A 7,796-nucleotide genomic window follows, 5' to 3' on the forward strand; every position below is an offset into this window, starting at 1 on the left:
AATAAGCTTGCTGGAACATAGCTTTTCCTCCTGACCCAATGAATCATCAATCTAAAAAGCGCGAAATGCCAACAAATATCACCCTCTTTAACGATTCAAAATAATCGCCCCACGCTCTAGCCGCTCAACGAAGACATTGTCGCGCCAAGCGCCCTTTCCATCCATCGAGATGGCAATCTCGGCCTTCTTCAGCACGGCAGTGAAGTCAATGGACGTGAACTGCGAACCCTGATCTGTGTTGAAGATGTCTGGCTTGCCGTAACGAGCAAGCGCCTCCTCGACCGCCTCAATGCAGAAGTCCGCCTCCATCGTAATCGACAACCGCCAAGACAGAACCAGTCCACGACGGCGCAGAGATAGACAAAACCACGCGCTATGGGGATGTAGGTCAGGTCCATGGCCCAGACCTGATTGGGCCTGGTGACCGCCAGCTTGCGCAGGAGATAGGGATAAATCTTGTGTCCAGGTGCGGGCTCCGAAGTGTTGGGACGGCGGTAGATCACCTCGATGCTCATCTTCTTCATCAGAGTGGCGACATGCAGCCGCCCAACCTCAAGCCCTTCTCCCTTCAAAAGCCCCTGCAACATCCGACTTCCCGCGAATGGATATTCCAGATGCAATTCATCGATCCGGCGCATCAGTGCCAGATCGCCATCCGATACTGGGCGCGGTGAATAGTAGACACTGCTACGGCTGAACCCGAGGAGCTTCGCCTGCCTTGCGACCGACAGCTTGTGCGTGCGGTCGATCATTTCTTTCCGCTCAGCAATCCCGCCTTGCCGAGCGCTCCGGCTAAAAAATCATTTTCCAGAGTTAGCTCGCCGATCTTGGCGTGAAGCGTTTTGACGTCGACGGTAGGCCCTGCTGGTTCCGCCTTGGTCTCGTCGCCGAAAACACCGGTCGCCCCCTCAAGAAGCTGATCTTTCCATTGCTTGATCTGGTTCGCGTGCACGTCGAATTGCTGGGATAATTCCACAAGCGTCTGCTCGCCTCTGATTGCAGCGAGCGCAACTTTTGCCTTGAAAGCCGGGCTATGGTTCCGGCGTGGTCGTCTCGTCATGGTATCTCCTGTTCTCGACATCTAAGCCGAAGTCAGGCAGAAATTCCACTTATCCTAGCTGTTCAAATTTCCCGAACCACTTCTGATCGACACCACGCTCCGCCATCATTTCCTTCAGATTGCGCGAGCTCAGATTGTAAGCCAGGCGTCCATCGGACGCATAAGAAAATGACAGACTTATCGAAATGGCGGCCCTTGAACATCAAAAATATTCAGCTCTTTAAAAGCCAAGATCCTATCAGCTCATTCGTTGACGAAAAGTTTGCAACACAGCCCCACATGATCCGCAAGAACCAATTCGTGAACGACAACCGTTCGCCATTTCAGGTCTTTGCGACACAGCCAGTTTCGTGATGGCGTAAGCTACGTATGCACGCTTTTCTCTGCACCTTGCCGGGCAAAATTAGGATTAAGTTAAGTTCTTTCAAAGAAGGGCAGATAGTCGGTGTATCCTTCTGCACCACCGCCATAAAGCGTCTTTTGATTGAACGCAGCCAATGGTGCCCCTCGCATTAGGCGTTCCACCAAATCGGGGTTGGCGATGAAGCCACGACCAAAGGATATCAGATCTGCTGCGCCCGAAGCCAGCGCGGATCGGGCAAGGGCTTTGTCATAGCCGTTGTTGGCAATATAGGTGTTGCGGAAGCGGCGCTTAAGAGAAGAATAGTCGAAAGGCGCAATATCTCTTGGTCCGCCCGTCGCACCTTCAATCACGTGTAAGTATACAGGTGATAACTTATCCAGTTCCGTAACGATGTAATCAAATAACGGTTGCGGATCGCTCGTCGATATCCCACCCGCCTGTGAGACGGGCGAAATCCTTACACCAGTGTGCTGGGCTCCGATCTCCGAGACAACGGCTTGGGTGACCTCCAACAGCAGTCGTGCGCGGTTTTCAATCGAGCCACCATAGGAATCGGTGCGATAGTTGGCACCGTCTTTGGAGAATTGATCGAGTAGATAGCCATTGGCCCCATGGATTTCGACACCGTCAAAGCCCGCAGCCATGGCTCTGGCAGAGGCGTTGCGGAAATCATCAATAATGATCGGCAGTTCCTCTATCAGTAATGCGCGGGGCTCAGAAACGTCCGCGGGGCCGTTGTTTACATAGGTCTTGGTTTCTGCCCGAACAGCTGATGGTGCGACAGGTGCTAGACCACCTGGCTGCACCGATGTGTGGGAGACACGGCCTGCATGCCAAAGTTGTAGAAAGATCAGGCCGCCACAAGCGTGCACTGCAGTGGTAACGGCGCGCCATCCATCGACCTGAGCATCTGTATAAATGCCCGGAGTATCCTGATAACCCTGAGCCTGAGCAGAGATCTGGGTCGCCTCGGCAATTATTAGGCCGGCCGAGGCACGCTGCGCATAGTATTCGGCGGAGAATGGGCTTGGGATGAGGTCTTCATTCGCGCGGTTTCGAGTCAGTGGCGCCATTACGATACGATTGGATAGCGTGAGGGTGCCGAGCTTGTAGGGTTTAAAAAGAACAGAAGATGTCATGATTATACCTTTGGTACGGTGAGCTAATCCTGCAAACTGCGCTCGCAATCGTTTCACGTGGTACAGATTCCACTATTGCCAGCGGATACTGTGGAGATTCTTTTGGCGGCTTCTCAATTTCTGGCTTCATACGCTAATAGGGTCGAGCGAGAGGAGCACTTAAGTCCCCTGTTCCGGCCAATGGAACCAGATTTCAGCTTACTCGGGCGCATGAAATCTGCATAGGCAACATCGCTCGACCACGCAATGGAAGAAAGGGAACGAAGTGGGAAAGTTGGGCGCATGATCATTTTACAACCGATCATGCGCAATTTAAGCAGATTATCTACATACGGTCTCGCAATGCATCACCCCCACAAAAAGAGATTAAGAGCCACGGAAAAAGTCAGCGCCGCTAATTCAAAGCAACGGCGCTTGACGGGGTTACGACCGTTAGGCTTGAGACTGGTCGAATGGGTTTAATGATCGTATAGCGCCGCACGGCATAAGGTGGATGTCATTTAAGTTTCTTTACCTCAAACAGTAATTCAAGGTACTCGGAGTACTAGTACGTTTAGCTATAATGCGGGCTCCGTTCAAAGAAATTTCGGCAACGAAGCCATATCGGCTACCGGAAGAAACTATTTTTGGTAACTTGATGGCGAGGCGTCTCCGAAACGATGCGCAGAGCCTCCGCTGTAGGTCTGTTGCTTGATTAAAGCAGGAGTAGTTTGGTCAACGTGCCGAGTTGCAACAGGTCTGCTGTTGTGTGCACGAAGATGAAGGTTGGCTGGTTCGCCAACATGCGGGTTTTCAGCGAAGGCGGAACCGACATTAATGACAAGAGCCGCTACAATAAGAACAATCTTTTTCATTTCTGTTATCCTTCTATAGTCCTCTTGGATGGAAATTTTCATTTCTCTTCAATCGTTCCTGAGCGCAAGAAACCATCTTCCAAGGACATCTGTTAAAATCATTGAGAATTACGAAACGTTTAATGAAATCTAGAGGTGCTGCACCCATTCGGAGTTCTGTAAACTGAAAAGCGATGCGTCACTGAAGTCGTGCGCGGAACCATCGCTGGAGGTTTGCTTATGGATCAACGCAAGAAGAGCGTGATCGACGAGCTAAGTTCCCCAATATCCTATGTTGTTTGCATGAATTTCCATTGGCGCGCCGCCATGTGGACTTTCGGCGAAGGCAGCGTGGACACTAACCGCAAGAATGAGGGCTATAGCGAGACCAATAACAACGGCGCCAGCGGTAGTTAAAGTCGCGAGCAAAAATTTATTCATTTTCAATTTCCTTACCATAAATAACGACGTTTGATTTATCGTCGCCATAAATAATAAATTAGATAATGCTGAATAAATATCCATTCACAATATCGTTTATATAATCACGAATAAGTTTAACTCTCGAAATGCATCTATGATTAATAATGTAGTTAGCAAATACAATAATTGTCGTTATATCTATTAAATGATACATTTAGTTTTATTCACATAATGTTTTTTATTACATTGATTGTAATTAATCATCATCAAGATTTCCTCGTCGAGGAAAGAGTGAAAATGTAACAACCATGACAAGTCAGAATGTAATACGGTAGATTGCAATCAGGTAATTCGAATGGCTTAAGCGGGTCCGGGAACTGTAATGCAGTACTTCAAATCCGCCAGACCGAGTTAGCCATGTACTTCCTGGCCATGATAAGATTACCCCCTCCCGGCGTGACCAGCTTAGTCGGCTGCCGGTGGCAATGATGTGGTGGTTGAAATCTTCGAAATGAGATTACCTTCCCAGCCATTTATCGCATAATTATTGAAATGATTTATTTTTCTCAAGGACTGTCCTTCGCTAAAATCGATTTCCTGCAAAGAGAGCCAGACTTGTGAGCTAGTGAATGCGGATTTGAAATGATACTCGAGATGGCTAAGGTCGGAAATCGTCGTCCAATAGGTTGCCGATCCCTTTTCTTGTTCAGGATACAGATTATACTTTGAGTATGTATCGGTTACCTCTTTTGTGTCTGTGCTCTGAGGCGTATTTACCGGATAGGCGACATTGTTAATGACAGATTGAATGAAACCCTGCGCCTCGTACTTATTATCCGGCTTTGGCAGGTTTTTGAGATAAAATGTTGCGCGGACAAATCGTGAATCAGCTTCTAAATCTCCAGGCACATTATCTTTTCTGCTGGCTTCCAGCCTTTTCAAACTCTTTAACATTTCAGGGTAGCCTGGGTTATTGGTCAGCACCCGATAAGTTCGGTTATGATAAATATTTACCTGACCATTATCGATCTCGATGATAGCTGAATCACCACTCGCATCTTCCATGGCGATATGCTTAGCGTCGGCGGCGTATTCGATAGGCATGTGCTTGGCTACCAGGCGAACATTGTCTCGCAGTGTTTGAACAGCCTCATCGACCGTAGCAAAATTATCTAAGAGAAAGCTAACCCAGGCCTGGCTTTCGAGGACCGGCTTGTCCTGATTATTTGACTGAGCCTGCGATCCATTTTTATAAAAGAGTGTGTGGGCAGCCAGCCCTTTTTCATTGAGGCCGTCCATAGCAAATATGCCGTTAGCATAAAGCGCAACGCTTCCGTATCTGGACTTCCAATGCGCTGCATTGCTGGCTGAGCCGCCATTTCGCTTTTCCCCGCGAGGCGAGATAACAAGAGAGGGGTCCACGGAATCGAAATAATCCAGGTTCCGAGCGCTGATCATATAGCCCTCGTGATTGTTCATGAAGGCACGTGTGCATGCTGATGCGTGACTTGTTTGCCCCATTCCAAATACATAGTAGAACAAAAATAAAACTGCAGTCGAGTTGAGTAATTTCATTTTGTTACTCCTTTATATCATTATGAAACAATATCATCATCACGGATGAATTAAATATAGTTCGAATAACATGCAATTATAGTATAGTAGAAAATATCACATTAGCAATCATCGTTTATGGGACATACTAGCTTCGTCGTTATCCTGCATAAAATGTGCAAGGGTGACGCCCGCGTTGAGCATATGCTCACGCATGACCCGTTCTGCTTCTACAGCATCACCACGCATGATCGCCTTTAGTATATCCCCATGTTCCACCAAGGTGTGCTTAAGTCTTTCGGGGTAATGTAGCTGGCTCTGGCGAAACGGCAGAAGCCTGATACGAAGACGCATCAGTTCACCATAAAGAAACTCGTTATGAGTAGCCCTATAAATAGTCTCATGAAACGAGAGGTTAATAGCGTCGTAGGATTCGAAATCCTCCGTTTCGACGGCGATCAACATTTTTTCGTAAATATCACGCAGCCTAGCCCGCTCCGCACCGTTGATCCGATTGATCGCGATGCGAATACACATGCATTCCATCTCGGCAACCACCTCAAACATCTCCATGAGGCTTGCAAGCGTCATTGGAAGAACGACAGCACCGCGTCGCGGTCTGATCTCAATAAGGCCGATTGCTTCCAGTTGCCGTAACGCCTCCCGGACAGGTGTTCTCGAAGCTCCAAAGCGAACAGTTAACGCAGATTCTTCAAGAACCGTCCCTGGTTTAATCGCGACCGTAGAGATCTCGTCCATCAGCGCGGTCGTTATTCGCTCGCTGAGCGAACCATTATCTTCATTAATATCCATAATGCGACCTGTATTCACAAAATCGTATAATTCTTATATTTGTATTTATATGGCATATATAATGGATAAAGTAAATTCATAAAACATTGAAGAGTCATAAATGCATACATATAATTTTACGGAGCCGCTGAATGTGGAACAAACTGAGCATAAGCCGCAAGTGTCGCCAGGAGCGAGCTGCGCCACTCACAAATGAAAAGCTAGTCAACGCTATATCAGTCCGAGTTCTCTTCAGTAATTGAACCGGGTGACAGAATTTGTATTGCAGGACACAACCAGAAGCAGGCGGACTTCCTTTCAAAGTCATCGGCCTGCGTGGATCCGACCCAGGTAAATGATCTGCACATTGTTCAGTCTGTTTTGGCTCTACCCGATCACCTCGATATATTCGAACGCTATAACCGAACTGTTCGACACGAATGGCTTGACCAGCACATCATTGAAAGTATCTAAGAGGCCTAGGAATTCGCTACACAATGGCTCTGGACGTATAACAACGACGGCCCAATATGGGCATCGCGGTATAACACCCGCACAAAAACTGAAAATGGCTGCGTAAATTCTACTGCCAAGCCCTGTTAATAATGGGGGGATTACCATGTGACGACAGGTATTGTGGTTGAAGGGGCTGTGATGAAGACCGTCTGACGTTGCATATCAATCAATTCTGAAATCTCCCAGGACCGATCAATCCTGGCAGATTCAGGTGGACAAACCGATAGCAACTATGGCCTGAAAAACCGATTAAAAGAATGGTTTTGTCTTCCTGAGCCTTTGCCGCAACGCAAGCGGGATAATGGTGCAGCCATCCAGAATGGCGACCGTATGTGAGTTTGACCCGGCGAAGTAAACCCGCCGTGACACGCGATTTGGCTCGGACCATGGATACTGAAACAACAAAAAGAAATTGTCGTCCAGATAAATCTCTTGACCCGAAATTTCCCATGTGAGTTGCTAGAGCTCAAAAGTTTGGCGAATTGCCCTGCGCCAGTGGGGTTAATTAAATGGCAAAGAGTGTTTTAACATCGTTAGCAATGAGAGTGCCGACGTGTTCCCCTCGGCAAATTCTTGCCACTGAACCGTCCTGATCAAAACCAAATACGTGCACCGGAACTCTATGGTCACGGGCCAAAAGCAGCGCGGATTGATCCATAACGCAAATATCTTGTTTAATGACATCATCGAATGACAACGTTGCATATTTGCGCGCTGTCGTGTCGACATTCGGATCAGCAGTAAAAACGCCATCCACCCCGTCCTTAGAGCGTCGGGCGCTAATCATGCAACACATTGAGCTGCTTTGAAGAAGTTTCGGCACTCTTGTGGCGAAAACAGATCGCAGACGGAGCCGAGGGCTCTCCACAGCTCGTCGGTACATTCTATTTTAAACTGCAACATGCCAATGAATTCATGTGGTTAGCCATGGAGGAAATTGGATGTCGAATTGCTATTCACAGATCACTTTGCGTGAACGTCGCCGGTTATTTGAGCTTAGAGCGTCGGGCGCTAATCATGCAACACATTGAGCTGCTTTGAAGAAGTTTCGGCACTCTTGTGGCGAAAACAGATCGCAGACGGAGCCGAGGGCTCTCCATAGCTCGTCATAGGTG

At 48.0% G+C, this 7,796-nt stretch carries 6 protein-coding genes and 4 pseudogenes; 3 read left to right on the top strand and 7 right to left on the bottom strand.

Annotated features, from left to right (window positions below):
- Window positions 1-111: 111 nt before the first annotated feature.
- The 4 genes and pseudogenes from OIV19_RS23030 to OIV19_RS23045 all read right to left on the bottom strand — a co-directional run.
- Window positions 112-1,060: pseudogene (locus OIV19_RS23030) on the bottom strand (IS3 family transposase); the annotation flags it as partial.
- Between the two features lie 88 nt (window positions 1,061-1,148).
- A pseudogene (locus OIV19_RS23035) lies at window positions 1,149-1,263 on the bottom strand (IS6 family transposase); the annotation flags it as partial.
- Between the two features lie 211 nt (window positions 1,264-1,474).
- A complete protein-coding gene (locus tag OIV19_RS23040; protein ID WP_264234199.1) occupies window positions 1,475-2,563 on the bottom strand; it encodes an alkene reductase in 1,089 nt (362 codons plus the stop codon).
- 620 nt (window positions 2,564-3,183) lie between these two features.
- Entirely contained in the window at window positions 3,184-3,417 is a 234-nt protein-coding gene (locus tag OIV19_RS23045; RefSeq protein ID WP_264234200.1) for a hypothetical protein, read from the bottom strand.
- A 219-nt stretch (window positions 3,418-3,636) separates the two neighbouring features.
- Here OIV19_RS23045 and OIV19_RS23050 point away from each other — a divergent pair, with 219 nt between their 5' ends.
- Window positions 3,637-3,813: a hypothetical protein gene (locus OIV19_RS23050; protein WP_264234203.1), complete on the top strand. Its 177-nt coding sequence runs from the start codon at window positions 3,637-3,639 to the stop codon at window positions 3,811-3,813.
- Between the two features lie 471 nt (window positions 3,814-4,284).
- Here OIV19_RS23050 and OIV19_RS23055 read toward each other — a convergent pair whose 3' ends face one another.
- Window positions 4,285-5,394 (bottom strand): linear amide C-N hydrolase, encoded by a 1,110-nt coding sequence (locus OIV19_RS23055; RefSeq protein ID WP_264234204.1) that lies wholly within the window; start codon window positions 5,392-5,394, stop codon window positions 4,285-4,287.
- A 108-nt stretch (window positions 5,395-5,502) separates the two neighbouring features.
- A complete protein-coding gene (locus OIV19_RS23060) occupies window positions 5,503-6,186 on the bottom strand; it encodes a GntR family transcriptional regulator (RefSeq protein ID WP_264234206.1) in 684 nt (227 codons plus the stop codon).
- A 261-nt stretch (window positions 6,187-6,447) separates the two neighbouring features.
- Between OIV19_RS23060 and OIV19_RS23065 the strand changes: the two are divergent.
- A pseudogene (locus OIV19_RS23065) lies at window positions 6,448-6,522 on the top strand (hypothetical protein); the annotation flags it as partial.
- A gap of 54 nt (window positions 6,523-6,576) precedes the next feature.
- Window positions 6,577-6,745: pseudogene (locus OIV19_RS23070) on the top strand (integrase core domain-containing protein); the annotation flags it as partial.
- A 441-nt stretch (window positions 6,746-7,186) separates the two neighbouring features.
- Here OIV19_RS23070 and OIV19_RS23075 read toward each other — a convergent pair.
- On the bottom strand, window positions 7,187-7,468 hold the full coding sequence (locus OIV19_RS23075) for an amino acid kinase family protein (protein ID WP_264234207.1): 282 nt from the start codon (window positions 7,466-7,468) through the stop codon (window positions 7,187-7,189).
- Window positions 7,469-7,796: the final 328 nt, after the last annotated feature.

This window comes from Brucella sp. HL-2 (assembly GCF_025846885.2).
Lineage (GTDB): Bacteria > Pseudomonadota > Alphaproteobacteria > Rhizobiales > Rhizobiaceae > Brucella > Brucella quorumnocens.